Source organism: Herbaspirillum sp. Her3 (genome assembly GCF_057961275.1).
Map to the genome: position 1 here is coordinate 5110759 of NZ_CM176328.1, position 24859 is coordinate 5135617.

23 protein-coding genes are annotated in these 24859 nt (G+C 61.7%); 7 read left to right on the top strand and 16 right to left on the bottom strand.

Annotated features, from left to right (window positions below; genetic code table 11):
• Positions 1 to 3: 3 nt before the first annotated feature.
• Positions 4 to 819: a symmetrical bis(5'-nucleosyl)-tetraphosphatase gene (locus tag ACVC5H_RS23250; protein WP_489620078.1), complete on the top strand. Its 816-nt coding sequence runs from the start codon at positions 4 to 6 to the stop codon at positions 817 to 819.
• Here ACVC5H_RS23250 and ACVC5H_RS23255 read toward each other — a convergent pair.
• The 16 genes from ACVC5H_RS23255 to polA form a co-directional block, all read right to left on the bottom strand.
• Complete coding sequence (locus tag ACVC5H_RS23255) at positions 749 to 1549, bottom strand: lysophospholipid acyltransferase family protein (RefSeq protein WP_489620079.1); 801 nt, start codon at positions 1547 to 1549, stop codon at positions 749 to 751. The genes ACVC5H_RS23250 and ACVC5H_RS23255 overlap by 71 nt on opposite strands.
• A gap of 115 nt (positions 1550 to 1664) precedes the next feature.
• Complete coding sequence (locus tag ACVC5H_RS23260) at positions 1665 to 2951, bottom strand: dihydroorotase (RefSeq protein WP_489620080.1); 1287 nt, start codon at positions 2949 to 2951, stop codon at positions 1665 to 1667.
• Between the two features lie 64 nt (positions 2952 to 3015).
• Positions 3016 to 3975 carry an aspartate carbamoyltransferase catalytic subunit gene (locus ACVC5H_RS23265; RefSeq protein ID WP_017454302.1) on the bottom strand — a complete coding sequence of 320 codons (960 nt, stop codon included), beginning with the start codon at positions 3973 to 3975 and terminating at the stop codon, positions 3016 to 3018.
• The gene (pyrR, locus tag ACVC5H_RS23270) at positions 3968 to 4480 is read right to left on the bottom strand and encodes a bifunctional pyr operon transcriptional regulator/uracil phosphoribosyltransferase PyrR (protein WP_489620081.1); all 513 of its coding nucleotides are present in this window, start codon (positions 4478 to 4480) and stop codon (positions 3968 to 3970) included. The genes ACVC5H_RS23265 and pyrR overlap by 8 nt, the downstream gene beginning before the upstream one ends.
• Positions 4477 to 4863 (bottom strand): Holliday junction resolvase RuvX, encoded by a 387-nt coding sequence (ruvX, locus tag ACVC5H_RS23275; RefSeq protein WP_489620082.1) that lies wholly within the window; start codon positions 4861 to 4863, stop codon positions 4477 to 4479. Before ruvX ends, pyrR begins: the two co-directional genes overlap by 4 nt.
• 14 nt (positions 4864 to 4877) lie before the next feature.
• Entirely contained in the window at positions 4878 to 5582 is a 705-nt protein-coding gene (locus tag ACVC5H_RS23280) for a YqgE/AlgH family protein (protein ID WP_489620083.1), read from the bottom strand.
• A gap of 159 nt (positions 5583 to 5741) precedes the next feature.
• A complete protein-coding gene (locus tag ACVC5H_RS23285; RefSeq protein ID WP_489622748.1) occupies positions 5742 to 7157 on the bottom strand; it encodes an amidohydrolase family protein in 1416 nt (471 codons plus the stop codon).
• A gap of 28 nt (positions 7158 to 7185) precedes the next feature.
• Positions 7186 to 7989: an ABC transporter permease gene (locus ACVC5H_RS23290; RefSeq protein WP_489620084.1), complete on the bottom strand. Its 804-nt coding sequence runs from the start codon at positions 7987 to 7989 to the stop codon at positions 7186 to 7188.
• Complete coding sequence (locus ACVC5H_RS23295) at positions 7973 to 8839, bottom strand: ABC transporter ATP-binding protein (protein ID WP_489620085.1); 867 nt, start codon at positions 8837 to 8839, stop codon at positions 7973 to 7975. Before ACVC5H_RS23295 ends, ACVC5H_RS23290 begins: the two co-directional genes overlap by 17 nt.
• Positions 8840 to 8856: 17 nt before the next feature.
• Positions 8857 to 9888, bottom strand: a complete 1032-nt coding sequence (locus ACVC5H_RS23300) for an aromatic ring-hydroxylating dioxygenase subunit alpha (protein ID WP_489620086.1) — start codon at positions 9886 to 9888, stop codon at positions 8857 to 8859.
• Positions 9889 to 9977: 89 nt separating this feature from the next.
• Positions 9978 to 10964, bottom strand: coding sequence for an isopenicillin N synthase family dioxygenase (locus tag ACVC5H_RS23305; protein ID WP_489620087.1), 987 nt, complete (start codon positions 10962 to 10964; stop codon positions 9978 to 9980).
• 72 nt (positions 10965 to 11036) lie between these two features.
• Complete coding sequence (locus ACVC5H_RS23310; RefSeq protein ID WP_489620088.1) at positions 11037 to 12026, bottom strand: ABC transporter substrate-binding protein; 990 nt, start codon at positions 12024 to 12026, stop codon at positions 11037 to 11039.
• A 67-nt stretch (positions 12027 to 12093) separates the two neighbouring features.
• Complete coding sequence (locus tag ACVC5H_RS23315) at positions 12094 to 13110, bottom strand: PDR/VanB family oxidoreductase (protein ID WP_489620089.1); 1017 nt, start codon at positions 13108 to 13110, stop codon at positions 12094 to 12096.
• 419 nt (positions 13111 to 13529) lie between these two features.
• On the bottom strand, positions 13530 to 14414 hold the full coding sequence (locus ACVC5H_RS23320; protein ID WP_489620090.1) for a dienelactone hydrolase family protein: 885 nt from the start codon (positions 14412 to 14414) through the stop codon (positions 13530 to 13532).
• Between the two features lie 174 nt (positions 14415 to 14588).
• On the bottom strand, positions 14589 to 16277 hold the full coding sequence (locus ACVC5H_RS23325) for a methyl-accepting chemotaxis protein (protein WP_489620091.1): 1689 nt from the start codon (positions 16275 to 16277) through the stop codon (positions 14589 to 14591).
• Between the two features lie 376 nt (positions 16278 to 16653).
• Entirely contained in the window at positions 16654 to 19416 is a 2763-nt protein-coding gene (polA, locus tag ACVC5H_RS23330; protein ID WP_489620092.1) for a DNA polymerase I, read from the bottom strand.
• Here polA and ACVC5H_RS23335 point away from each other — a divergent pair, their 5' ends adjacent.
• The 6 genes from ACVC5H_RS23335 to ACVC5H_RS23360 all read left to right on the top strand — a co-directional run bounded on the left by ACVC5H_RS23335 (position 19417) and on the right by ACVC5H_RS23360 (position 24858).
• A complete protein-coding gene (locus ACVC5H_RS23335; protein ID WP_489620093.1) occupies positions 19417 to 20163 on the top strand; it encodes an LOG family protein in 747 nt (248 codons plus the stop codon).
• Between the two features lie 221 nt (positions 20164 to 20384).
• Positions 20385 to 21719: a DUF6402 family protein gene (locus tag ACVC5H_RS23340; RefSeq protein WP_489620094.1), complete on the top strand. Its 1335-nt coding sequence runs from the start codon at positions 20385 to 20387 to the stop codon at positions 21717 to 21719.
• Positions 21695 to 22384 (top strand): hypothetical protein, encoded by a 690-nt coding sequence (locus tag ACVC5H_RS23345; RefSeq protein ID WP_489620095.1) that lies wholly within the window; start codon positions 21695 to 21697, stop codon positions 22382 to 22384. Before ACVC5H_RS23340 ends, ACVC5H_RS23345 begins: the two co-directional genes overlap by 25 nt.
• Before the next feature lie 146 nt (positions 22385 to 22530).
• Positions 22531 to 23202 (top strand): hypothetical protein, encoded by a 672-nt coding sequence (locus ACVC5H_RS23350; protein WP_489620096.1) that lies wholly within the window; start codon positions 22531 to 22533, stop codon positions 23200 to 23202.
• Positions 23203 to 23253: 51 nt separating this feature from the next.
• Positions 23254 to 23916, top strand: a complete 663-nt coding sequence (locus tag ACVC5H_RS23355) for a hypothetical protein (protein WP_489620097.1) — start codon at positions 23254 to 23256, stop codon at positions 23914 to 23916.
• Positions 23917 to 24162: 246 nt separating this feature from the next.
• Positions 24163 to 24858 (top strand): Asp23/Gls24 family envelope stress response protein, encoded by a 696-nt coding sequence (locus tag ACVC5H_RS23360; protein ID WP_489620098.1) that lies wholly within the window; start codon positions 24163 to 24165, stop codon positions 24856 to 24858.
• Position 24859: the final 1 nt, after the last annotated feature.

A 24859-nucleotide genomic window follows, 5' to 3' on the forward strand; every position in this document is an offset into this window, starting at 1 on the left:
GCCATGTCCACCTATGTCATTGGGGATGTACAAGGCTGCGGCGGCCCATTGCAGGCCCTGCTGGACACCCTGCCCAGGCAGGGTTCGCCTCGGCTGATCCTGGCCGGCGACCTCATCAACCGCGGCCCCCAATCCCTGCAAACCCTGCGCACCGTAATGCAGATGGGCGACCGCGCGCAATCGGTGCTGGGCAACCACGACCTGCACCTGCTGGCCGTGGCCTGCGGCATCCGTCCGGCTCACCGCGACGATACCCTCAATGACATCCTCAACGCCCCCGACCGCGAAGAACTGATCCACTGGTTGCGTCACCGCCCGCTGGCCATCCATGAACAGGGCCACCTGATCGTGCACGCCGGGGTGCTACCGCAATGGGATCTGCAACAGGCGCTGGCCCTGGCCGGCGAAGTGGAAACCATGCTGCGCAGCGACCAGTGGATCGACTTCCTGCGCCACATGTACGGCAACCAGCCCGACCGCTGGAGCGATGACCTGGCCGGCCACGAGCGTCTGCGCTGCATCATCAATGCCTTCACCCGCCTGCGCTTCTGCCAGGCCGATGGCACGATGGATTTTGCCGTGAAGGAAGGCGCCGCAGCAGCGCCGGAGGGATTGATGCCCTGGTTTGACGTGCCTGGGCGGCGTACAGAGGACGTGACCGTGGTCTTCGGTCACTGGTCCACGCTGGGACTGGTGATGCGCCCCAAGCTGATCGCCCTCGATACCGGTTGCGTGTGGGGCGGAAAACTCAGTGCGGTGCGACTTGAGGATCGGGCACTGTTCCAGGTGCAGTGTCCGCAGGCGCGCCGGCCGGGCTGAGCGACTCCAGCGAATAACCCAGCCCGGTGGCAATCACTTCACGCGCGGTGCGCGCGAGGTCGCGGCGATGCGCGCCCTCCGTGCTGATGAGTGACAATTGCTTCAGTTCGGCCGTCATCCCGCGGGCCTTGAGGATGGTGAGGATGCTCTCGGCAATGGACATGTCACCAATGAAGTCGGCCGCCGCATGCAGCTTGCCGTCGGCATCCACATAGCGCAGCGCATACGGCTGCACCGGCGCCTTGGCATCGATGGCAGCCTCGAACAGGTTGGCGTGGAAAGGCAGCAGGGTGCCTTGCGCCGCCGTGGTGCCTTCAGGGAAGAAGGCCACGTGCTCGTCCTTCTCGATACTTTCCACCAGCCCCTTGAAGATGCGGCGCACGTCGCTGGCCTTGCCGCGCGAGATGAAGATGGTGCCCGTCTTGGCGCACAGCCAGCCGATCAGCGGCCAGCTGCGGATCTCGGACTTGGCCACGAAGCGGCAGGGCTGCAGCGAATTGACCACGAAGATGTCCAGCCAGCTCACGTGATTGGACACCAGCAGCGAACGCGGAATCGGCAGCGGGCTGTCGATGCGCACCTCAATGCCGCAGATGCGCAGCAGCTTGCGCGACCAGCGCCGGATATGCGCCTCCCTGCCCTTCTCGGAAGTGAACGGGAACAGGAAGGCACACACCGCCATGCCCTTGAAGAGATGCGCAATCAGGCGCAGCAAACGAAAAACGAACATGGCGTATCGGCTTGTGATCGGGTCGTGAACGGCAAAAAACGACGTGAGCGAAAATCAAGGTCGAGGTTACACGAGAGCAACCATCGATCAAGCAGGAATCAAGCTGTGGCGGACATCAACGTTCGAAGGCAATATGCCCCGAGACGATGGTGGCCTTGACCACGCCCGGCAGCTCGTAGCCCAGGAAGGGCGTGTGCTTGCCCTGGCTGGCCAGCGCCGCACCCTGCACCTTCCACATGGTGTTGGGGTCGAACAGGCAGAGGTCGGCCACGTTGCCCACGGCCAGGTTACCGGCCTTCAGGCCCGCCACCTTGGCGGCGCGGTGCGTCACCTTGGAGATCGCCTTGGACAGCACTTCCTTGCCCTGGCCCTCGGTCTCCAGCGCCCACTTCAGCGACAGCGACAGCAGCAGTTCCAGGCCGGTGGCACCGGGCGAGGCTTCGCCAAAAGGCAGCAGCTTCTCGTCGTCATCCACCGGGGTGTGGTCGGAACAGACCGCATCGATGGTGCCGTCCAGCAAGGCGGTGCGGATCGCTTCGCGGTCACGCTGCGAACGCAGTGGCGGCGTCAGGCGGGCGTTGGAATCGAAGAAACCGATGTCCAGGTCGCACAGATGGATGTGGTGCACACCCACGTCGCAGGTCACCGGCAGGCCTTCGCTCTTGGCCTGGCGCACCAGCTCCAGCCCGGCAGCGGAGGACATGCGGCACAGGTGGACGCGGGCGCCGGTGGCGCGCATCAGTTCGAAGAGGGTGTAGAGCGCAATGGTTTCGGACATCACCGGCACGCCCGACAAACCCAGCCGCGAGGCGGCCGGGCCGCTGTGGGCGATGCCGGAGCGGCCCAGGTGCGGGTCTTGCGGGCGCAGCCAGACGGTGTAGTTGAAGGTCTTGGCGTATTGCAGCGCCGACAGCAGCACGGTGGTGTCGGTGATCGGCTCTTCGGCTTGCGAGAAGCCGATGCAACCGGCCTCGGTCAGCTCGGCCATTTCGGTCAGCGCCTTGCCCTTCAAGCCTGCGGTCAGCGCACCCAGAGGATAGACGTGTGCCTGGTTGAGCGAACGGGCGCGGTGCTTGAGCATTTCCACCAGGCCGGGTTCGTCCAGCACCGGATCGGTATCGGGCGGGCAGACCAGGCTGGTCACGCCGCCCTGGATGGCGGCCTGCATCTCGGATTCCAGCGTGGCCTTGTACTCGTAGCCGGGCTCGCGCAGGCGCGCCGACAGGTCCACCAGGCCGGGGGCCACGATCAGGCCGGTGGCATCGATGGTCTTGTTGGCCACGAAGTCGGCCGGGGCCTGGCCCACACCGGCGATCTTGCCGGCGGCCACATACACATCCTGCTGGGCGTCGATGCCGTTGGCCGGGTCGATCAGGCGGCCGTTCTTGATATGCAGTTTCATCAGTTCTTGTCTTCTTAACGGATCGTTCAAAACGTCGCGGGGATAGTCGTCGTCAGCCTAGGATTCAGTTGCCGGCCACGATGCTCATGACCGCCATGCGCACCGCAATGCCGAAGGTCACCTGCGGCAAGATCACGGCCTGGGCGCCATCGGCCACGGCCGAGTCGATTTCCACACCGCGGTTCATCGGGCCGGGGTGCATGACGATGGCGTCCGGCTTGGCCAGGGCCAGGCGTTCCGGGGTCAGGCCATAGCTCTTGAAGAACTCCTGCGCCGAGGGCAGCAAGGCGCCGCTCATGCGTTCGTTCTGCAGGCGCAGCATGATGATCACGTCCACGTCCTTCAGGCCCTCTTCCATGTTGTGGAAGACGCGCACGCCCATCTGCTCCAGGCCGCTGGGCAGCAGCGTGCGCGGGCCGATGGCGCGCACTTCCGGCACGCCCAGGGTGGTCAGCGCATGGATGTCGGAGCGCGCCACGCGGCTGTGCAGGATGTCACCCACGATGGCCACGCGCAGGTTGGTGAAGTCCTTCTTGTAGTGGCGGATGGTGTACATGTCCAGCAGACCCTGGGTCGGGTGCGCGTGGCGGCCGTCGCCGGCATTGACCACGTGGACGTGTGACTGCTTCGTATCGATCAGGTGCTTGGCGATCAGGAAGGGCGCGCCCGATTGCGCATGGCGCACCACGAACATGTCGGCATGCATGGCCGCCAGGTTGTCGATGGTGTCCAGCAACGACTCGCCCTTGCTGGTGCTGGAGGCCTGGATGTTCAGATTGATCACGTCCGCCGAGAGACGCTTGGAGGCAATCTCGAAGGTGGTGCGGGTGCGCGTGGAATTCTCGAAGAACAGGTTGAAGACGCTCTTGCCGCGCATCAGCGGCACCTTCTTGACTTCGCGGTCGCCGATGCTGACGAAGGACGAAGCGGTATCGAGGATGTGCGTCAGGATAGCGCGCGGCAGGCCCTCGATGGTTAGCAGGTGTTGCAGTTCGCCGTTTTTGTTGAGTTGGGGATTAAGCATGGACCACCGTAAGTGAGAAGCGGCCGTCGTCGGCGCGTTGCAGTTGCAGGTTTTCTTGTTTGCTCAGGGCGACCGTGGCCGCCACGAAGTCGGCGGCAATGGGCAGCTCGCGGCCGCCACGGTCCACCAGCGCCGCCAGCAGCACGCGCGCCGGACGGCCATAGTCGAACAATTCATTGATGGCCGCACGCGTGGTGCGACCGGTGTAGAGCACGTCATCGACCAGCACGAGGGTGGCGCCTTCGACATCGAAAGGAACCTGGCTGGGTTTCACATCGGCGCGCAGTCCCTTTTCGGAAAAGTCGTCGCGGTAGAAGGACACGTCGACGAAGCCCAGGCGGTCCGTCAGGCCCAGTTCCGTGGCCAGGCGTTCGGCCAGCCAGGCGCCGCCTGAATGGATGCCCACCAGCGCAACCTCGGTTGCGCCCTGCAGGCCGGCTTTGATCTGCTGCACCAGCGTCTGGTACAGCGCTTCTGCATCAAGCTGGGAAGGTGTTGTGCTCATGAATGTGCGTCGTCAAAGTATTGCTGCAAAATGATGGCGGCGGCCTGGTCGTCGATCTGTTCGCCGCGCTGGTGCTGGATCACCGCCGAACTGTAGCGTTCATCCACCAGCGTGACCTCGACGCCATAGCGGCCGTGCAACTGGTTGGCGAAACGCCGGCAGCGCACGCTCATCTCGTGCTCGGCGCCGTCCGGATGCAGGGGCAGGCCGACCACGCAGCGCGCCGGCTGCCACTCTTCGATCAGCCGCGCGATGGCGGCGAACTTGCCGTCGTTGGTGGGCTCGCTAAGCACTGCCAGCGGCTGCGCCTGCTTGAGGCCCGTATTGCCCACGGCCACGCCGATGCGCTTCAAGCCGAAGTCGAAGGCCAGGATGGTGTCCAAGTGCCCGCGCTCCCTCAGGCCCGTCCGGCGTCGCCGGAGAGCATCACCGGATCGATGCCCAAGAGGGCCAGCGCCGCCGTGAAGCGTTGCTCCACCGGCAACTCAAAAATGATGGCCGGATCGGCCTTGACGGTCAGCCAGCCATTGCGGCCGATCTCGCCTTCCAGCTGCCCCGGGCTCCAGCCCGAGCAGCCCAGCGTGACCAGCACGCGCTGCGGGCCGTTGCCGTGTGCCACCGCTTCGAGCACGTCCTTGGAAGTGGTCAGCGCCACCTCATCGGTGACCTGCAGGGTCGAGGAATATTTTTCCGCCGTCGAATGCAGCACGAAACCGCGCTCCACCTGCACCGGACCGCCGAACATGACCGGACGGCGATACAGCTCCGGCATGGCGTCGGGCGTATCGGGGCGGATCTCCAGCTTGAGGTTGATGCGGTCGAACAGCACGTCCATGGTCATGTCGGTGGGCTTGTTGATGACCACGCCCAGCGCGCCGTTATGGTTGTGCTCGCACAGGTAGACCACGGTGCCGCCGAAGATCGGGTCCAGCATGGACGGCATGGCGATCAGGAAATGATTGGTCAGGTCCAGTTCCAGCGGAGGACGGACTTCCTCGGCGGAATCATCCCCGCCCTCGGCGCGCTGGCGGTCATCGGGCGCAGTCGCTTGGCGGGAGAGGGAGTCGGAATGGAACGGGTCGAAAGCGCCAAAGGAATCCATGGATTCATCGAAATCCTCGGCTGAGAAACTGAAGGGAGAATTGCGTCTCTTGATCATCCCGGCATTTTAGCAGTTTTGGCCGGCATCCCATGTGGCTCATGGGGAAGCGCCCGAAAAAGCCGGCTCCCGGGAGCCGGCTTTACCGACGCTTACCCAACCTCAATTGCCTGCCAGCATGGTCTTGAGAGCCTGCCGCGCCTGCGCCCCCAGCTCGGCCAGGTCTACGCCGGGGATGGCATCCTCGCGCACCACGGCGCGACCGCCGACCCACATTGCCTTCAGGAAAGGTCGTCCACCCGAGACCACCGGACCGATCGCCGGATCATGCAAACCGAAATAGCGCGGATCATCCAGCCGGTACAGGGCGATATCGGCCTGCTGGCCGACCTGCAAGCCGTCCAGGGCGCCCAGGCCCAGCACGCGGGCACCGCCGCTGCTGCCCCAGCGCACCACGTCTTCCACCGTGGCCTCGTCGGCCCCGCCTTCGAAGTGGCCGCCACGAAACGCCGGGGCCGCTTCCTGGCCGCGCCGGGCGCGCTGCATCAGCCAGGCGGCATGGGTTTCCGAGATCATGTCAGCCGCCTCGTTGGAGGCCGCGCCATCCACGCCGATGGAGACCGGCACGCCGGCCGCCTCCAGCGCACGGATCGGCGCGATACCACTGCCCAGCCGACCGTTGCTTTGCGGGCAATGGGCGATGCCCGTTCCGGTGCTTCCCAGCAACGCAATTTCCTCCGCATCGAGCTTGACCAGATGCGCAAACCACACGTCCGCGCCCAGCCAGCCGATGCGCTCGCAGAATTCCACCGGCCGGCAGCCGTGCATGGCGTGCGCGCTGTCCTGGTAGCCCACCGTCTCGGAGAGATGGCTGTGCAGCCGCAAGCCCATCGCACGGGCGGCCCCGGCGATCTCGCGCAGTTCGTCGGGCGCGGCCGAATAGAGCGGCGTGGTCGGGGCCATCACCACGCGCCGCATCGATGCCGGCGATGGATCGTGGAAGCGGCTGGCCAGACGCTGCATATCCGCGAGAAAGCCATCGAGCGTCTCCGGCCGCAAGGCGCTGGGCAATTCCGCTTCCAGCTGCCGCGTGCGCGTGGCCGTACCCCGGCACAGCACGAAACGCAGGCCCAGCCGCCCGGCCTCCTCGAAGAGGATTTCCGAGGTATCGAAAGGCATGCCGGGGTAGTACAGGTAGTTGTGATCGGCAATCGTGCCGCACCCTGAGCGCATCAGCTCGACCATGCCGATACGCGCGGCCAGCCGGAACAGCCCGGCATCGAAGCGGGCACGGTAGCGATAGGGTGTAGCCGCCAGCCACGGTGTGAGCGTGGCATTGATGCCCAGCGGATCACCCTTGAGCAGTGACTGGAACAGATGGTGATGGGTATTGACCCATGCCGGATAGGCAACGCAATCACTGGCATCGATCACGCTTTCGCCGGGCAGCGCATCGAGCTGGCCGATGGCTGCAATCACGCCGTCGGCCACGCGGATGTCGGGCCCTGCATGGCGCGCGGCCGCACCCGGCAAGCCGGTCATGATGGCCTGCAGGTTACGGATCAGGAAGGTGTTCATGAGCATGCTGCTCCTCGGATAAACGTCGTCATGCCATCTCGCTCTCGTGCCAGCCGGCCAGCATGGCGCGCGAGAGCGCGCTCATCAGCCAGAACAGCAGGATGCCGGTCAGCGTAATGAGCAGCAAGGCCGCAAACAGGCGCGGGATGTTGAGCTGGAAGCCCGCCTGCAGGATCTGGTAAGCCAGTCCCGACCCGGTACCGCCGGTACCGGCCACGAACTCGGCCACCACCGCGCCGATCAGGGCCAGGCCGCTGGAGATGCGCAGGCCGCCGAAGAAGTAAGGCAAGGCGCTGGGAATACGCAAGCGCCACAAGGTCTGCCAGCGCGTCGCCTTGTTCAGCCGGAACAGGTTGAGCAGGCCCGGGTTGACGCAGCGCAATCCCAGCGTGGTGTTGGAGATGATGGGAAAGAGCGCCATGATGGTCGCACACACCGTGAGCGCCGCGGTGGTGTCCTTGACCCAGATGATGATCAGCGGAGCAATCGCCACGATGGGCGTGACCTGCAGGATGATCGCATACGGAAAGAGACTGACCTCGATGAAGCGGCTCTGCACGAACACGAAGGCAATCGCCACCCCCAATACCACCGCCAGTGCGAAGGCCAGGAAGGTGATCTTCAAGGTCACCAGCAGCGACTCCATCAGCATGCCCCAATCGGCCACCAGGGTCTTGGCGATCAGTACGGGACTGGGCACCAGGTAAGGGGGCACCTCCAGCAGCGTACAGACGATCTGCCAGGTCAGCAGCAAGGCGATGCCGATGCCCAGCGGAGCGGCCACGCGCCAGAAGCCGGGACGATTGACCAGCGGGTTAGTGTTGGGCTGCATGGCCGTCTCCCTGCTGGTTGGCCAGCGTCAGGTAATCCGAAAGGGTCTTGCAATATTGCATGAAGGGCGCGGAAATGCGGAAAGCGTCATCACGCGGCCCCGGTGCATCAATGGCCACATCGGCAATCACCCGCCCCGGGCGGGCCGCCATCACGATCACCCGCGAGGACAGGAACACCGCTTCATAGATGCTGTGAGTGACGAAGACCACGGTCAGATCCTGCCGGCTCCAGATGTCGCGCAGGTCGGCGTCGAGCTTGTTGCGGGTGAATTCATCGAGGGCGCCGAAGGGTTCATCCATCAGCAGCAGATTGGGCGAGGTCGCCAGTGCCCGCGCAATCGACGCGCGCATCTGCATGCCGCCCGAGAGTTCGCGCGGCAGCACCTTGTGGAATTTTTCCAGTCCCACCAGCTTCAAGGCCCCGGCCACGCGCGCATCGGCCTGGGCGCGCGGCACGTGGCGCAAGTCCAGCGGCAGGCGGGCATTCTGCTCCACCGTGGCCCAGGGCATGAGCGTGGCTTCCTGGAACACCATCGCCAGGGTGCGCTCGGGCGTGCCGACCGTGGCCAGGTTGCCGCCCCACCAGCGGATGTGGCCGTGCGATGGTTCTTCCAGTCCGGCGAACATCTTCAGCAAGGTGCTCTTGCCGCAACCGGACGGCCCCAGCAGCGAGACGAACTCGCCCCGGCCGATATCGAGCCGGACTTCATCGAGCGCGCGCGTGCCATTGCGATAGGTCTTCTCCACCCGCTGCGCCGACAGCACGGGCGGCGGACCGGCGGCCGCACCTTCCTGCTCCCTCAGTTCCCATGCCGCAGCCTGCGACATGGCGTATTCATCTCTGTCCATGGAATCTCCTGGCGGGTTCATGCAGCGGGGTGGATGCGGAACACTTCGGATTCGCCGTGCTCTTCCAGCAATTGCAGCAGCATGCGGCGCATGATCAGGCCTGGCCGGTCCGAGGCCATGTGGAATTCCTGGCGGCGGCGCACGTCGATGCAGGCATCGGGATCGGTGGCTTCCAGGATGTCTCGGTCTTCCACCAGGATGGGCGCATCCCAGGCAATGAGCTCGGCTTCGGAACACTCTTCTTCGGTGTCGTTGCGGTACAGCCATTGCGACAGCATGATGGCGCCATCATTGATGGGCGTGGCGCAGTTGTAGATGATGTGGTGCCGTCCGCTCTCCGGATAGGTGCAACCGAAGCGGCGCACGAAGGGCAGATACCAGCGGTTGAACATGTGGCGCACCGTGGTGTCGGCGGTGCTGCCGGTCACGCGATGGCTGGCCGGCACGTTCTTGATGGGCACGCGGGTTTCTGCTTCGAAGCCGTAGTCGGTTTCTGTGATCTCGTACTTCTCCGGCTTGGGCTGGTCGTACAGGCCGAAGGTGGCGCGGTGCACGTAGCTGAAGTGGGAATTGTCGAAAGAGTTTTCCATCATGCGCAGGGCACTGGTCTCCCAGCGCTCGTAGAACTGGAAAATGCGGCGATAGCCCGGCGCGCCCTCTTCGGGGAAATCCGGGATGTCGCGCAGCGGTTCCTCCAGCGCGACCCACACGTAACCATAGCGCTCCTGGCAGCGATACGACTTCACGCAGGCACCCGATGGCACGCTGCCATCCACGCTCTGTGGCACGCGTACGCAAGCGCCTTCGCCGTTGAAGGTCCAGCCGTGATAGCCACAGACGATGTGGCCGTTTTCAACGAAACCCTTGGACAATTTCGCCGTGCGATGGCAGCAGCGATCCTGCAGGGCGGCCGGAGAACCATCCTCCTTGAGCCAGACCACCAGCTTCTCGCCCAGGAGCGTAAAGGGCTGCGGACCGTCCTTGAGGTGCGAGACGGGCATGAGCGCATACCAGAACTTGCGCAAGACTTTTTGTTGGGTGACCAGCATGTTGACTCCTTCTGCTTGGACTGCGAACGCTATGGTCCGCAGTGGTCCGGCCGGCGTGCCAACACGGTCGCCTTCGCCGGAAAATCTGTTCAGGCCGTCGCCACCGCCCCGAAGGTCTGGCGTACCTTCATCTCCAGGTAGTCACCGATGGTGCAGGGCGCATAGCGCGCCGGGCGCTCGGCGCTGCAGCAGCTGGGCAGGCAGGCCACCACGGCGGCCTGGTCACCATCCTGGAAGAACGGCAGTGAATAGCGCGGCGCGCTGCCGGCATTGAGGACGCGATGCGGATTGCTGTGATACAGGTCATTGCTCCAGCGCTGCAGCAGGTCGCCGATGTTGACCACGAAGCTGCCGTCTATCGGCGGTGCGCTCACCCACTCGCCATCGGCATTGCAGATCTCCAGCCCGCCTATGGCGTCCTGCGCAAGAATGGTGACCAGCCCCCAGTCGGTATGCGCACCCGCGCCGATCTGGTTGTGCTGCGCCCCGGCCGGCTGCGGTGGATAGTGCAGCATGCGCTGGGTGGCAATGGGCGTCTGCAGGACCGGCTCGAAGAAATCCTCGGGCATCTCCAGCGACAGCGCGATCACGCCCAGCAGGCGATGCGAGAGCGTGCGCACTGCCTCGTAATACAGCCGCGCATGTGCCTCGAATCCCGGCAAGTCCTGCGGCCACAGGTTGTGGCCATAGCGCAGCAGGCCGCGCTGCACGTAAGGATGATCGGGCGCGATGTCGAAACCGAACTGGAAACCTTCCTTCAGGTCGGCCGGCGAACCTTCATCGAGCGCCTGCGCGCCCATGCGCTCATAGCCATAGCCGGAGGGAGAATGGCGCATGTCGATGGCCGCCTTGCTGGCCTGGGGCAGCGCGAAGAAACGCCGCGCCCAGTCGAACTGCCCGTCGATGAGCGCCTGCGGCACGCCGTGGTTGACGAGGTAGAAGAAGCCGACGTCGCGCGAGATCTTGTGGATCTCCCACGCCAGCGCCTCGCGGCGGGCCAGCTCGGGAGAAAACGCGTCAGCAAAATCGATCACCGGAATGCGGCGCGCGGTCATCGGTGGAGTGTAGGGAATCATGGCGTCCTCACGCGAAGAAGGAAGGCTGCCCCGGCCTGCGTACAGCGGCAGCCCTCCAGGCCATCAGCAAGCTCAGGGCATGACCTTCATGTCCTTGACGAACTGGGTGGTATAGGCCTTGTGATAATCGGTGCCGGCCTTGAGCAGGCCTGTGGAGACCATGACGTCATAGGTCTGTTTCCAGCGCTCGTCGGTCATCACGCCGATGCCCATCTTGGCCGCATCGCCACCGGTGACTACCTTCAGCTCCTTCAGTTTGCCTACGGCATAGGCCAGCTGTTCGTCGCTCATGTTCTTGTTGTCCGCCTTGATGAGGGCATTGGCCGGTGCCGGATCTTCCAGGTAGCTCTTCCATCCCTCGGCGGTGGCCTTGACGAAACGCTGCACCAGGTCAGGCTTGGTGGCCACCGTCTTCTGCAAGGTCACGATGGTGGTGCCATACGGCGGATAACCCTCGCTGGCGAAGAGGAAGAACTTGCTCTTCACGCCTGCCTTGTCGGCCTGGAACAGTTCGGACGACGGATAGGCCTGCTGGGCGATGTCGGGATCGGCAAAGAAAGGCTGCAGGTTGAAGGTATAGGCCTTGGACTGCGCATCGGTATAGCCGTACTTGGCTTTGAGCCACGGCCACCAGCTCGACTGGCCGGAACCGGCGACCAGGATGGTCTTGTTCTTCAGGCCGCCCAGGCTGGTGACGTCCTCATGGGTCATCATGCCCTGCAGGTCGGACTGGAAGGAGGTGCCCACGGTCACCAGCGGCAGGCCCTGCTCGATCCCCTTCATTACCGTGAAGTCATAGCCCATGCTGAAGTCGGCCTGGCCGGCCACCAGGATCTGCATGTTGTTGACCTGCGGCCCGCCCATCTTGATGGTCACGTCCATGCCATATTTTTTATAGATACCCTTGGCCACGGCCTGGTAGAAGCCGCCGTGCTCGGCCTGCGCATACCAGTTCGACAGCAGCGTCACCTTGTCTTCGGCGTGGGCCAGGCCCGTCATCGCCAGGGCGGCTGCGCCCAGCCATACCGCTGCCACACGCCGCATGAACGTCCGCTTTTGCATCAATTGCTTCTTCATAGCCTTCCTCTCCAGGTGGGTTGAACTTGCACTGACAAAACACTGGCCGACATCACAGATCCAGCACCAGCCGGGCGCCCGCACAGCGCGACACGCACGGCAGGATGCGGCGCCCGCTGGCGCGCTCGGCCGCCGAGAGCACGCTGTCGCGATGCCAGGGCTGGCCCTCCAGCACGGTGCTTTCGCAACTGCCGCAGAAACCCTCGCCGCAGGAGGTGCCGATCACCACCCCCAGCTGCGCCGCCGCTGCGACGATGCTCTGGCCCGGCTGCACCTCGCAGCGCAGGCCGGAACGCTGCAGCACCAGCTCGAAGGGAGGCTCTTGCATCGGCTCCGTTGCTGCGGGCTCCGCAGCGTCCTTCGCGGGCGCGGCAAACAATTCAAAGTGGATGTCGTCCTCGCGCCACCCAGCCTGCTGCGCATGGCTGCGTGCCGCCCCGATGAAGGGCGCAGGTCCGCAGACATACAGCGGCGAGGAACGCGGCACTGCCGCCAGGGCTGCCGCAATGGCGCGTCCGGTCTCGGCGCCATCCAGGCCCAGATGCAGGGACATGCCTTGCGAGCACGCAGCCAGTTCGTGGAAGAAAGCCGCATGCGCCAGACCGCGTGCGAAGTAATGCAGGCGATGCCGGACGCCTTGCGCAGCCAGTTCGGCCGCCATCGCATGCAGCGGTGTGATGCCGATGCCAGCGGCCAGCAGCAGCGGCGCGCGCGTATCGGCGATCAGGGGGAAGGCATTGACGGGCGGCGATGCCGTGAGCGTCGTGCCCTCGTCCACCTGCTCATGCAGGAAGGCGGAACCGCCGCGCGAAGCGGGCTCGCGCTTGACCGCAATGACATAGCAATCACGCTGCTGCGGCGTATTGCAGAGCGAATAGGCGCGTACCAGCCCGTCCAGCAGATGCAGTCGCAGATGCGCGCCCGGCGACCAGGGCGGCAGTGCATTGCCATCGGCCGATACCAGTTCGAACAGGCGGATGTCCGCGGCAGCCTGACGTACTACCCTCACCCGCAGCGCCAGGGTGGAGGCGGCTGTACGGCCATCGAAACGGTCAACGACGGCGTTCATGGCGCACCTCGCAGGGCGATGCGCCGAAGCAAATGAATCAAGGGGAATGCCGCAGAGAACGGCAACAAGGAAAGAGCAAGCGCTTGGGCAATCAGCATGGTCTCGTGTCCTGTCCAAAGAGAGGGACCATCGGCGCATGCCGATGGCATCACGAGCAATGCCCCGCAAGAAGGTAAGTGTTTTCGTTACCTACTGCTAGCCGCTTCTACTCAACCCACTGATTAGCAAACCGCGTGCCAAGGCCGGATCGCCTCTGGTTACCTGGCTTTCACGCGGTATACCCATGTGTTTTATCCACGCGCCAATGAAAAAGGGACGGCCATCACCGTCCCCCGCCTCATCGCGTTGCACATCTTGGTGCGCCCTGCCTTGATCTGTATCAGAAGCGCACCAACAAGAAGCTCGACCAAACTATCGCATCACGCTACGCCATGCTGCTTGAAGAAAGTCACGACCTTGCTCCAGGCATCCTTGGCATCGGCTTCCACATAGCTGGGGCGATAATCAGCGTTGAAGGCATGGCCGGAATTCATATAAACATGGAATTCCGACTTGTTGCCCGCCTTCTGCAGCGCTTCCTTCATCTGCTCCACGGTGGAGACCGGGATACCCTGGTCCTTGCCGCCATAGAGTCCGATGACCGGCGTCTTCAGCACCGGCGCGATGTCGATGGGCTGCACCGGGAACAGTGTGCTCTTCTCGCCCACCAGGCGGCCATACCAGGCAGCACCGGCCTTGACCTTGGGATTGTAGGCACTGTAGAGCCAGACGATGCGACCACCCCAGCAAAAGCCGTTGATGCCGAGACGGTTCAGGTCACCACCGTTTTCGCCGGCCCACTTCACCCAGGCATCGATGTCGCCCATCACCTGCGCATCCGGCACCTTGGAAATGATGTCCTTCTGCAGCTCGGCAATGGAGGTATAGGCCATGGGATTACCCTGGCGCACAAAGAAGTCCGGCGCAATCGCCAGATACCCCAGCTTGGCGAAGCGGCGCGCAATGTCGGCGATGTGCTCATGCACGCCGAAGATCTCGGACACCACGATCATGACCGGCAAGCCGGTCTTGCCCTCGGGCTGGGCGCGATAGGCCGGCACGCGCTGGCCGTTGACCTCGATGGACGCCTCGCCTGCGCTCAGGCCCTGGGTATCGGTCTTGATCATGGTCTGCGCGCACACCGGCAGCACGGCCGCGGCAAAGCCGGTGCCCAGCGCGGTCTTGAGGAAGGTGCGGCGGTCGGCCGGGCCGGACAGGGTGCTCTGGCCCAGCAGGCTGTCGATATCGTTGCGAAGATCGTTCATCGGGTTCTCCATCGTGGTGGCACTTGGCCTCGTTGTGGTGGACGTGATGCGGGAAGAGAGGGCATCCAGAAAAAAGCGGCCCGTGCGGACCGCTTTCATTGGGATCACCGCAGGCAATCCGGCGCATCCCCTGCCGGAGTCTAACCGCAATCCGCGCAACGCGCCGGGCGTGCTTCAGCCCTGTACCGCCAGGGCCGCACTGCCCGCCGGCAGCCCGGGCGCAGCGGGCGTCACATCGATGACGTGCTCGGGAGCCGCAGGTTGGCCGTGCGATGACGAGGCCGCGCTCACATGGGCTGTATCGATGCGGAACACGCTCACCAGCTGCTGCAATCCGGCCGCCTGTTCCTGCAACTGGCGGGCTGCGGCGGCGGCCTGTTCGACCAGCGCGGCATTCTGCTGCGTCATGTCGTCGATCTGGATGATGGCTTCATTGACCTGCTCGATGCCGCTGCTCTGCTCGCGGTTGGCATGCGTGATCTCGGTCATCACGTCGGTCACACGGCGGATGCTGGTGACGATCTCGGTCATGGTGCTGCCGGCCTGTTCGACCAGCTTGCTGCCGTTTTCCACCTTGCCCACGGAGTCGCCGATGAGCACCTTGATTTCCTTGGCCGCCGAGGCCGAACGCTGCGCCAGCGAACGCACTTCGGAGGCCACCACCGCAAAGCCACGCCCCTGCTCGCCCGCACGCGCCGCCTCGACCGCCGCGTTGAGCGCGAGGATATTGGTCTGGAAGGCGATGCCATCGATCACGCTGACGATATCGGCCACCTTCTGCGAGGAGGCGTTGATGGACTGCATGGTCTCGACCACCTGCGACACGATGCTGCCGCCCTGCACCGCCACGTCGGAGGCCGCCAGCGCCAGGTCGTTGGCCTGGTGCGCGTTCTCGGCATTCTGCTTGACGGTGGAATTGAGCTGCTCCATCGAGGAGGCGGTTTCTTCCAGCGCACCGGCCTGCTGCTCGGTGCGCGCGGACAGGTCGAGATTGCCCCGGGCGATCTCGGTAGAGGCCGTGGTGATGGTTTCCGAGCCGCGCCGCACTTCGGAGACGATGGCGGCCAGCTTGTCGCGCATCACGCCCATGGCGGCAAGCAGGCTGTCCTTGTCACCGGCGCGGGTATCGATCACCACGGCCAGGTCGCCCTCGGCAATCTGGCCGGCGATCTGCACGGCGTAATCGGGCTCGCCGCCCAGCTTGCGCAGGATCTGCCGCGTGATCCAGAAGGCGGCGAGGACGGCGGTGACCACGCCGATGGCGCTGAGGACCAGCATCAGCAAACGCGCATGACCGTAAGCAACGGCACTGCTGTCAGCGGCTTCGCGGTTGAGCTTGTCTTCCAGCGCAGCCAGGGCCTTCAATTCGACCTGCCAGGATTTCTGCACGGGCAGGTATTGCTCCTTCAGGAATTGCGCCAGTTCATAGGCTTCGCGCCGCTTGCCGAATTCGACGGCCTCGTTGATGAGCTTTTCGGCCGTGGCCGCCTGCGTCTGGATCTTGGGCAGGGCCGCCTTTTCTTCCTCGCTGGTATCGGCGGAACCGGCAAAGAGCTGCTGCAGCTTCTGCGCGGCCATCTTGTATTTGAGGGTCTGGGCTTCGATGTACTGGGCCTCGACGTCCACGTCTTCGGGCGCGGCCGGCAGCATCAGGTTGCGCAGCGAGATGGAGCGTTCGCCGACCGTCTCCAGCATTTCCTTGACCAGCGCACTCTCGGGATTCTTGACCTCGACCACGTGGGTGAAGCGCCCCTGCACCTGGTGCATGTTGTAGATGCCAAAGCCGGTCACCAGCACCAGCAGCAAGACCACCCACGCAAACCCGAGCCCCAGGCGCGTGCCCACTTTCATTGCTGACTTCATGACGTCTCCTCCCATGTGTTCATCGGAGGCCGGACGGAAAGACGGAGAGCGCGAGCACCACGGACCGCAAGAGCGGCCATGGCCAGTAATGAATGTGCGTGTCCCCTACCCTGCTGCTTCCCTGCCTCAGCCTCGGTTGCCCGGTCTTCGTCCGGGTTCACCCAGGGCACCGTCCCGTCTTTGTCTGCCTGCGGTTGCGGTGCCGGTCTGCTTGTGCCTTGGTCGTTCAGTGCTGACATCAGCCGGCTTGAGCCCGCGCGGGCTTGCCTGCCTGTCAATCTTGTATTTTTGCCTAATCCTTCACTCCCCCTGCACTGCCGAGCGGCGCAATCCCGCTTGCTGGTGTCAGGGTAGTGAAGATTAATACATTTCGTCGTTAATGCGCCTCGTCCCAATTCTCACCGATTCCCACCTCGGCAAGCAAGGGAACTTTCAGCTCCGCAACATTTTTCATCAGTTCGGGCAGCTTTTCACGCACGGCCGCCAGCTCCTGTTGCGGGACTTCCAACACCAGTTCATCGTGCACCTGCATGATCATGCGGCTTTGCATGCCGGTCGATTCCAGCCAGTCCTGCACGGCGATCATGGCCAGCTTGATGAGGTCGGCGGCGGTGCCCTGCATGGGCGCATTGATCGCCGCACGCTCGGCACCTTGTCTGCGCGGGCCGTTGGGCGAATTGATCTCGGGCAGCCACAGGCGGCGGCCGAACACGGTTTCCACATAGCCGCGCGCCTTGGCCTGCAGGCGTGTCTCATCCATGTAGCGCTTCACGCCCGAGAAGCGCATGAAGTACTTGTCGATGTACATCTGCGCGGCCGCACGTTCGATGCCCAGGTTGCCGGCCAGGCCGAAGGCGCTCATGCCGTAGATCAGGCCGAAGTTGATGACCTTGGCATAACGGCGCTGCTCGGACTCGACCTGCTCGGGCGCGATGCCGAAGATCTCGGCGGCGGTGGCCTTGTGAATGTCCTCGTTGTTGGCGAAGGCCTTCAACATGTTCTCGTCTTCGGAGATATGCGCCATGATGCGCAGCTCGATCTGCGAATAGTCGGCCGAGACGATCACGCTGCCTGCCGGCGCGACGAAGGCTTCGCGGATGCGGCGGCCTTCGGCGGTGCGGATCGGGATGTTCTGCAGGTTGGGTTCATTGGAGGACAGGCGCCCCGTCACCGCCACCGCCTGCGCATAGTTGGTATGCACGCGGCCGGTGGACGGGTTGACCATCTTGGGCAGCTTGTCGGTATAAGTGGACTTGAGCTTGGAGAGGCTGCGGTAATCCAGCAGCACCTTCGGCAGCGGATAATCCTCGGCCAGTTTCTGCAGCACTTCTTCATCCGTAGAGGGCGCGCCGGAAGCGGTCTTCTTGACCACCGGCAGCTCCAGCTTGCCGAACAGGATCTCGCCCAGCTGCTTGGGTGAATTCAGGTTGAAGGGCTGGCCGGCGAGGTCATAGGCCTGCTGTTCGATTTCCAGCATGCGCTTTCCGAGGTCGTGCGATTGCTGGCCCAGGCGTGCGCTGTCGATGAGCACGCCATTGCGCTCGATTTTCTGCAGCACCACCGAGGTCGGCACTTCGATCTTCTCGTAGATGAAGCGCAGCTTCTCGTCATGCTCGATCTGCGGCCACATGGCCTGGTGCAGCGCCAGCGTGACCTCGGCATCTTCGGCGGCGTATTCGGTGGCGCGCTCGATGGCCACTTCGTTGAAGCCGATCTGGGACGCACCCTTGCCGCACACTTCGGCATAGGTGATGGTCTTGCGTTCCAGGTGGCGTGCGGCCAGGCTGTCCATGTCATGCGGACGGTGCGATTCGAAGACGTAGGATTCCAGCAGCGTGTCGTGCTTCACCCCAGCCAGCCGCACGCCATAGTTGGCGAAGATGTGGCTGTCGTATTTCAGGTGCTGGCCGAGCTTGGGCTTGCTGGCGTCTTCCAGCCAGGGTTTCAGCTTTGCCAGCACATGCTCGCGGGACAGCTGTTCAGGTGCATCCTGATAATTGTGCGCCACCGGAATATAGGCGGCACGGCCCGGCTCGCAGCACAGCGAGATGCCGACCAGCTCCGCCTGCATGGCTTCGAGCGAGGTGGTTTCGGTATCGACGGCGGTGAGTTCAGCGGCATTGATGCGCGCGATCCACTGGTCGAGCTGGGCATCGGTGAGCACGGTCTCGTACTCGACCTTGGGCGCGGCTGCGAAGAGGCCGCCTTGTGCGGGCGCCTCCAGCGCGGCAGCGGCCGACGCTCCCACCATGGGAGCCTTCGATGCACCCGTCTCGCCGCCATCGCCGAGTTCGCGCAGCCAGGTGCGGAAGTTGTAGCGCGTGAAGAGATCCTTGAGCACCTCCTTGTCCTGCGGCTGCATGGTCAGCGATTCGAGGATGGACTTCATGTGTGCCGACAGATCGCAATCGGTCTTGACCGTCACCAGCACCCGGCCTTGCGGCAGCCAGTCGAGCGCACGGCGCAAGTTCTCGCCGACCACACCGGTGATCTTGTCGGCATTGGCCATCACGCCATCGAGCGTTCCATAGGCGGTGAGCCACTTCACGGCTGTCTTGGGGCCGCACTTTTCGACGCCGGGCACGTTGTCCACGGTGTCACCGATCAGGCTCAGGTAATCGACGATGCGCTCGGGCGGCACGCCGAATTTTGCGGTCACGCCGGCAATATCGAGAACTTCATTGCTCATGGTGTTGACCAAGGTAACGTGTTCGTTGACCAGTTGGGCCATGTCCTTGTCGCCGGTGGAGACGATGGTATCGAGTCCTGCGGCGGTGGCTTGTACCGAGAGCGTACCGATGACGTCATCGGCTTCGATGCCTTCGACCATCAGGATCGGCCAGCCCAGTGCGCGCACGGCGGCGTGGATGGGCTCGATCTGCAATGCCAGGTCTTCCGGCATGGATTTGCGGGTGGCCTTGTAGTCGGGATACAGATCATCACGGAAAGTCTTGCCCTTGGCATCGAACACACAGGCCACGTAACTTGCGGGATAATCGTTGCGCAGTCGGCGCAGCATATTGATGATGCCGTAGAGCGCACCGGTGGGCGCGCCTTCCGCGTTACGCATATCGGGCAGTGCATGGAATGCGCGATAGAGGTAACTGGAACCATCAACTAACAACAAGGTTTTTTGCATATGGAACAGAGAGGAAAAAATGTCCCGCGTCTGCGGGAGGTAGGGGACATCGAACGCGCGACGGCCAAGAAGGCGCGCGAGTCGTGGCATGTACTCACGATTATGGCAGAATTCATCGAATCGACCGAACGTCTCTCTGAGCTGCGTCCTGCCGTTTCCATCTTTGGTTCTGCCCGGATCAAGCCCGACAATCCCCATTATCAACTATGCGTGGAGATCGCCCGTCTGATCTCCGACGCGGGCTACGCCGTCATCTCCGGTGGCGGGCCCGGCATCATGGAGGCTGCCAACAAGGGCGCCTACGAAGGCGCATCGCCTTCGGTGGGCCTGAACATCGAACTGCCGCACGAACAGCACGGCAACTCCTGGCAGGACATCTCGCTGTCCTTCCGTCATTTCTTCGCGCGCAAGGTGGCCTTCGTCAAGTATGCCGATGCGTATGTGGTCCTGCCGGGCGGCTTCGGCACGCTCGATGAACTGACCGAAGCGCTGACCCTCATGCAGACCGGCAAGTCGCGCATGATGCCGGTGATCCTGGTGGGCAGCGAATTCTGGGCCGGCCTGGTGGACTGGATCAGGACCCGCCTGGTGGACGACGGCATGATCTCACCCAAGGACGTGAACCTGCTGCAGGTGATCGACGAGCCTGCGCAAGTGCTGGCGGCGATCCAGAAATTCCACGCCGAGAAGGCCAAACCGGCGGAGACCCAGCAGGAAGCGGAGCGGCAGAGCGGGATGTATCTGTAAGCGGCTGCGGTTGTAGTCTTCAAGCAGGCGGGCGGGACGTGAGAGCGTTTCGCCCGCTTTGTTTTTTGAGCAGTTGCAGGAAGAAAGCGACGTCGCATCGCTTTTTCACCGAAGTTATTCGAGGTTGAGGCGCATTTTGATGCGTTAAACGGTCAATACATTGACCACTGGAAACATGCAAACGTACCGTGGCGGATTCTTCTTTTGACAAGAGCATCGCCATGGCAGCGCGCAAGCTTCCTTACTATCGGATGGAATCCTCGTTGATGCCGTTTCGGCCGATCCGCTGGCAGCACTATGCCGGAGCGCGCGGGTGCGTACCGCTGGCCACGCAGAGCGCTGTATCGATGGAACGACCGGCACCGGGCGCAACACCCTTGCCGCCTCCGCCACCACCTCCGCCTGAAAGCAGACAGGCAGCCAAGGCACGCAAAGCGCAGGAGCGCTTGCAGAAACGCCTGGATGCTGCCGCCGCCAACAAGCAGGCCGACAGCAAACCGCCAGAACGCGCGGATGGGCTGGTGCTCGAAGAGTGCAAGGAACCGCCGGTGTTTGATCTGCAGGATATTCCGGGGGCGATGGAGAAAATGGGGTGGCCTGTTTCTGCCAAGCTGGCGCGGAGCTGGTTTGCGCGGGAAAAGCATGTCTACAACAATGATCCAAAATCCGTGCAGCCTATTGATGATGTTAGCGTTACCCTCGACTGGACCCTTGGGTTCAGCGCGGTTCGGAAGCGCTACGTCACTCTGTTGAAGAGAGACATATACAGCAGTAAAAGTTTGGCCGTACTTCGCAACAAACTCTCGGGACATTTATCCAGCCAGTTCAAAGGACAAGAAAGATTGGGGCTGGATACGCGGCCAATGCTCTCCGACCTACATCAGCTACACACAGCATGGCAATTTCAACTATCAGAAGTTTCCGACGCTGAGACCCTTGGCGAGGCCGTGGCCCTGACCGACCTTACCGGAGCCTTGGCACACTTCAGCCTTTTTGTAGCAGTTGCAATTGCCCATGTTAGCGGCGAAAAATACTTTTGCTATGACAACAGGAAAAGAACCAAGACCTTCTGCATGAAACCAAACGTAGAGGTGACCCATGTCTTCGTCTACATCAGAGACAATTATTCATTCAATGACAATGACGGCCCCTCGAAGTCCCAATATCTAGGTCACTGGAACAAGAGCGGCGCAATCATTACCCTGGAAAGCGGTATAAGCCAAGCTATCGATGGAGAACATGTTCTGCCTCTTGATAGCAGCATCAATGTGAATACCGGCTTCGGAAGCTCTCCGCAAGACCGCAGCAAGCTTCATTCCATTTATCTGACAGAGAGAGGCATTGAAGTTCTTGTCGATACGCGCAGAGGGATATTTCGCAAATATCGGGATCAAGACATTTACTACCCGATTTACAACAAGAATTACAACGCCTGGAGAGAAAAACACAACCGGGGCGGCGACTTCATGATCTATACCAAACCCAGGCTCGTCAAACTTGACAAGCCCATTCAACTTCAACTGCAACCGATATGCCGACCACCCGAACCTATGTGACGAGACTGTTTCTAGGGACGATGTTGACGCTTGCATTCATCATCGCCACACCGCTACTACTGACTGCCGCCTTATTCGCTTTGCCAGGATGGCTTACTGACCCGATTGGAGCATTCTTGTGGCGAGCAGATTCAGATTTTCGCTTCGCAATGATCCGAAGGATATTCTTTCCTCTGATGGCAATAGCGTTACCATTTTTCTTGTGGAGGATGGAAAAATTTTCGAAAGGATTTCGTGCGGAGAAACGCAAAACGTATCGTCGCATCACCTTCCTCTATATTGCAGCGCTTACCTACACCTTAGGTATTCTCGTCATCACGATCTCCAGTCCTTTCTACAAGAATTGTGAGGACTATACGAAAAAGCTCAATGGCGGCGTTCGCCAGTTCGATGGCAAAACCTATCACATCCAGCTTTGCAGCTCAGGTCCGAATGATTCAGGTAACCACGACCATATCAGGTTACGAGTCTTCAATTCTGCAGATAGCTTGCAAGCCATTCGCTACTTCAGGATCGACTGGGACTTCAGCATGGACAATAGCCTGAAATACGATGCCGACGGTATCCAGTATTTCGATTTCAGCAGTGACGAACTTCTCCAAAAACTCTATATGCCACCAAGCAGATTGGACTGGATGAGAGCAAGAATTCCATTGCTTGACTAACCTGCGGCCATCTTTACGTGTAGCTGGTATGCCGTCCGCACGTATCCCGCTGCGCCGAGCTCACGATTTACCGTGCACCGAATCGTCAGCTTCTAGATGTCCATTCGAATTCAACTGCAACTCAGATGCGAACCTTAATAATCTATGTGACCAGACTACTTCTCGGAACAGCATCAACTCTCGCCTTCCTGATTGCTGTCCCGATACTGGTCTTCGCGTTTTTGCTTGCCTTACCCGGACCGCTGACAGACCCAATTGGCGCTCTATTATGGGGAGTCGATAACGATTTGAAATTCAGCCTGATACGCTCGATATTTTCCCCGCTCCTGGTGATAGCGATAACATTTTTCTTCTGGAAAATGGAGAAGTTCTCGATGCGCCAGGATGCGACGAAACGTCGATACTATCGGCGCTTCAGCCTCATCTATCTTCTCGTTCTTTTCTATGTTTTAGGCATTCTCATCATCAACATCTCCAGCCCTTTCTACGGGAAATGCGATGTTTATACAAACAAGCTCAATGGTGGCCTGCACGCATTCGGCGAGCGAAATTATCGTATTGAGCTATGTGGTTCCGGTCCGGACGAAACAGGAGCCAATGACCACATGAGGCTGCGCATTTTCGATGATAACGATGCGCTACGTGCCACTCGTTACTTCAGATTGGATTGGGACGTCAATGAGCAACGGGAACTGGAATATTTGGAAAGAGAAATTATTTATTTCGATCACGGTGACCAGAATGGTCACACGAAAAAAATGACCATACCCCCGACTCTGCTCGATTGGTTGATATCCCATATCCCGTTGCTGGCCTGACCTGCGAGCAACTTTACGCGCAGTGGTATGCCGACTATGCGAACCTATGTATTGAAACTACTGCTAGGCATTTTTCACATCACTCTTTTCTTGGTGGCCACACCGATCATTCTCGGATTAATTTTTCTTGCATCATCACCGTCTCTTGCCAGGTATGCGGCCCCATTTTTCATGCGGCCAAGCGAAGAATTCGTGACTCATTTTTTCTACTCGCTATTGGGTGTCTTGCTTCTGACCGCCACCCTTCTTTTTTATCGCATGCTCAATAGAGCCACCCCAGCAGAAAATCCAGCTCACATTGTTTGGTATCGGGCATTTTCTCTTCTGGCAACCATCTTTATGGTCTATGGATTTTCAATCATTATCGCTACCGCTTTCGGACCAAGTTATGGAAACTGCGAAGCCGTAGGCGAGAAGCTCAAGGGAGGCGTTCATGAGTTCTTCGGCAAAAAATATCGCATCCAGTTATGCGGCACCGATCCGGACGACAGTCATTACGTGAATGTCAGATTGCGCGTCTTCAACGAAGACAATCGCCTTCTCGCGAGCCGCTATTTCAAGGCGAACTGGGATTTCCAGTATCCCCATGGATTGGAGTATGAAAATGATCGCATCCGATATTTCGACGTCGACGATCCGGACTATGAGAAGACGCTCGTCATGCCGCCCTCATGGGGTGATCGCGTCCGGACGGCAATCCCTCTGTTGCGGTAGGCATGGCATCCTCGCATCTAAAGCGGTTTCCACGCCCGACCCTGCCTGAATGCGTGATATTTCACATTCCGCTTGCGTTCTGGCACCGCCTCCCTACCACACGCCGCGCTGTCACAAGCCCCACCCCCCCATCATCGCAAAAACCTTCACTTCCCTCCCCAACGTACGATTTGAAACAACCCCACAAGAATTCATGATGCAAGGCAGATACATGAAGATTCATCCCAATTTTGCCCTTGCACCTCCATGCCGGTCGCCCGCGCCTATTTCACGCAGCTGCTCCTGGGTACGCTCTACGCGGTGCTGTTCCTGTGCCTGGTGCTCATGGTCGCAGGGGCCGCCATGCTGTTGCTGCCCTCCACGGTGCTGCGGCAATGGGGACTGAACAACACCGGGCCGGCGCTGCAACAACACCGGGAAACCCTCTACTGGCTGGCCACCGGCCTCATGGCCGTCACCCTCGGCTGGTTCTACAGCGGCGTCAGCCGTGTCATCGCCCTGGCAAAGCCGCGCTGGCGGCCGACCTACCAGACCACCACCGTGCTCTACATGCTGGCCATGAGCTATGGCGCGGCCGTCGCGGTGGTGTCCGCCACCCGGCCGCACTACCAGCAGTGCGACATGTACACCCAGAGACTCAACGGCGGCACCCGCCAATACCGGGGACAGCAGTTGCGTATCGAGCTGTGCGGCAGCGGAGTCGCCTCCGGACTGCGCGCCCCCATCCGCCTGCGCATCTTCGATGACCAGGGACGCTGGCGCGCGGTACGTTACTTCACCGTCCAATGGGGCGGCCACTACCCGCTGCTGCTCGACTATGCAAAGGATCACTTCGCCTACTTCGATGCCAGCGAAGGCGAAGATGAAGATTTCGTCAAGGTCGTCCCCATGCCACCTACCCTGGCCGACTGGCTCAGTACCCGCATCCCCCTGCTGGACTAGC

Coding starts and splice junctions, on each gene's coding strand:
- ACVC5H_RS23250 (WP_489620078.1), top strand. CDS start 4: ATGTCCACCTATGTCATTGGGGATGTACAAGGCTGCGGCGGCCCATTG.
- ACVC5H_RS23255 (WP_489620079.1), bottom strand. CDS start 1,549: ATGTTCGTTTTTCGTTTGCTGCGCCTGATTGCGCATCTCTTCAAGGGC.
- ACVC5H_RS23260 (WP_489620080.1), bottom strand. CDS start 2,951: ATGAAACTGCATATCAAGAACGGCCGCCTGATCGACCCGGCCAACGGC.
- ACVC5H_RS23265 (WP_017454302.1), bottom strand. CDS start 3,975: ATGCTTAATCCCCAACTCAACAAAAACGGCGAACTGCAACACCTGCTA.
- pyrR (WP_489620081.1), bottom strand. CDS start 4,480: ATGAGCACAACACCTTCCCAGCTTGATGCAGAAGCGCTGTACCAGACG.
- ACVC5H_RS23280 (WP_489620083.1), bottom strand. CDS start 5,582: ATGGATTCCTTTGGCGCTTTCGACCCGTTCCATTCCGACTCCCTCTCC.
- ACVC5H_RS23285 (WP_489622748.1), bottom strand. CDS start 7,157: ATGAACACCTTCCTGATCCGTAACCTGCAGGCCATCATGACCGGCTTG.
- ACVC5H_RS23290 (WP_489620084.1), bottom strand. CDS start 7,989: ATGCAGCCCAACACTAACCCGCTGGTCAATCGTCCCGGCTTCTGGCGC.
- ACVC5H_RS23295 (WP_489620085.1), bottom strand. CDS start 8,839: ATGGACAGAGATGAATACGCCATGTCGCAGGCTGCGGCATGGGAACTG.
- ACVC5H_RS23300 (WP_489620086.1), bottom strand. CDS start 9,888: ATGCTGGTCACCCAACAAAAAGTCTTGCGCAAGTTCTGGTATGCGCTC.
- ACVC5H_RS23305 (WP_489620087.1), bottom strand. CDS start 10,964: ATGATTCCCTACACTCCACCGATGACCGCGCGCCGCATTCCGGTGATC.
- ACVC5H_RS23310 (WP_489620088.1), bottom strand. CDS start 12,026: ATGCAAAAGCGGACGTTCATGCGGCGTGTGGCAGCGGTATGGCTGGGC.
- ACVC5H_RS23315 (WP_489620089.1), bottom strand. CDS start 13,110: ATGAACGCCGTCGTTGACCGTTTCGATGGCCGTACAGCCGCCTCCACC.
- ACVC5H_RS23320 (WP_489620090.1), bottom strand. CDS start 14,414: ATGAACGATCTTCGCAACGATATCGACAGCCTGCTGGGCCAGAGCACC.
- ACVC5H_RS23325 (WP_489620091.1), bottom strand. CDS start 16,277: ATGAAGTCAGCAATGAAAGTGGGCACGCGCCTGGGGCTCGGGTTTGCG.
- polA (WP_489620092.1), bottom strand. CDS start 19,416: ATGCAAAAAACCTTGTTGTTAGTTGATGGTTCCAGTTACCTCTATCGC.
- ACVC5H_RS23335 (WP_489620093.1), top strand. CDS start 19,417: ATGGAACAGAGAGGAAAAAATGTCCCGCGTCTGCGGGAGGTAGGGGAC.
- ACVC5H_RS23340 (WP_489620094.1), top strand. CDS start 20,385: ATGGCAGCGCGCAAGCTTCCTTACTATCGGATGGAATCCTCGTTGATG.
- ACVC5H_RS23345 (WP_489620095.1), top strand. CDS start 21,695: ATGCCGACCACCCGAACCTATGTGACGAGACTGTTTCTAGGGACGATG.
- ACVC5H_RS23360 (WP_489620098.1), top strand. CDS start 24,163: ATGCCGGTCGCCCGCGCCTATTTCACGCAGCTGCTCCTGGGTACGCTC.